Source organism: Virgibacillus profundi, from assembly GCF_002287375.1.
GTDB lineage: Bacteria > Bacillota > Bacilli > Bacillales > Amphibacillaceae > Virgibacillus_K > Virgibacillus_K profundi.
In genome coordinates, this window is record NZ_NPOA01000036.1 from 1 (window position 1) to 1,447 (window position 1,447).

The window sequence follows — 1,447 nt, forward strand, 5'->3', positions numbered from 1 at the left end:
GATTAAGTCCATATAATTGTGTAAAAAGGATAAACAAAAAGGGTCACATTAATTCCTTATGATACAATGTTTTTCAACGACGATAAACAATGTAGGAGGAATTAATAATGACCCAGTTACAGTTTAACCTAGATTTTGAAAAAATTAAAGATGAAGTGATGCAATCTGATCTAAATGATGTTGTAAAATCTTCAATCGTTATATTATTTAATCAATATATGGAAACGGAAAGAGATCAGTACATGAAAACCTCTTCCTATGAGCGAGACGAAGACCGTATTGATTATAGAAATGGATATTATGAAAGAGAATTAATTCTTAGTGTAGGAAGGTTGGCACTAAAAGTTCCACGCACGCGCAGTGGTGAATTTGCAACGGAAATTTTCGAAAAATATAAACGATGCGACAAGTCGTTTTTATTGTCCATGTTAGAAATGGTAGTCAATGGTGTTTCTACTAGAAAAGTTACTAAGATAGTGGAACAGCTTTGTGGGGAAAAAGTATCTAAATCTATGGTTTCTGAGCTAACTAAGAAGCTGGATCCGGTTGTTAAAGAATGGGCAGAACGTCCACTAAACCTCCAATATTATAACTACATCTTTGTAGATGCGATGTATATTAAAGTCCGCGAATATCATAAAGTAGTTTCTAAAGCTGTTTATATTGCTTTAGGGGTAAATAGCCAGGATAGAAGAGAAATTATAGGGTTTAAAGTAACTAATAAAGAATCCACAGAAGGCTGGAATGAGTTCTTTGAATCTTTAAAAGCCAGAGGCTTACAGTCACCTAAATTGGTTATTTCTGACGCTCATGAAGGCCTAAAGGCAGCGATAAAAAAGAGTTTCCTTAATACGAGTTGGCAGCGTTGTACCGTGCACTTTTTAAGAAATATTGTTAAAGAAATGCCTAAAAAAGAATCAAAAGAAGCACGAGATCATTTAAAAGAAATTTTCAGGGCATCAACAATAGACATATCAAGAATGCTAAAAAATGAGTTCATTGAAAAATATGAGGATGACAAAAAGTATACAAAGGCTATTGAAACATTAGATGCAGGCTATGAAGATGCCATTCAATTCTATGAGGAAGATAAAGACACACACATTCATATTCGATCCACCAATGTATTAGAAAGGTTAAATTCGGAAGTAAGAAGAAGAGAACAGGTAATACGAATTTTTCCTAACGTCAACTCTGCATTTCGACTAATAGGGGCAGTGCTTATGGATTGTGAAGAAACAATGGATAATGGTAACAAAAAATTCATTTATCGCAAAAAGGAATAATAGAACTTGTGAAGCACAGATGAAAATGGGTAATGAATTTTGACGCGAAAATTTTATTTGGTAGGGAGGGGCCCCTCCCTACCAAATAAAATTCAATATAAAAGCCAAATAAATAGTTGAAAACTTGTATTAGGAAATTACACAGAATTAAGGACTTGACT

1 protein-coding gene is annotated in these 1,447 nt (G+C 33.7%); it reads left to right on the forward strand.

The features are described from left to right. Positions 1-107 precede the first annotated feature (107 nt). On the forward strand, positions 108-1,286 hold the full coding sequence (locus tag CIL05_RS21390; RefSeq protein ID WP_095657540.1) for an IS256 family transposase: 1,179 nt from the start codon (positions 108-110) through the stop codon (positions 1,284-1,286). The last annotated feature ends 161 nt before the right edge of the window (positions 1,287-1,447 follow it).

Bases quoted from the DNA above. Each gene is read 5' to 3' on its own strand.
- CIL05_RS21390 (WP_095657540.1), top strand. From the start codon at position 108: ATGACCCAGTTACAGTTTAACCTAGATTTTGAAAAAATTAAAGATGAA.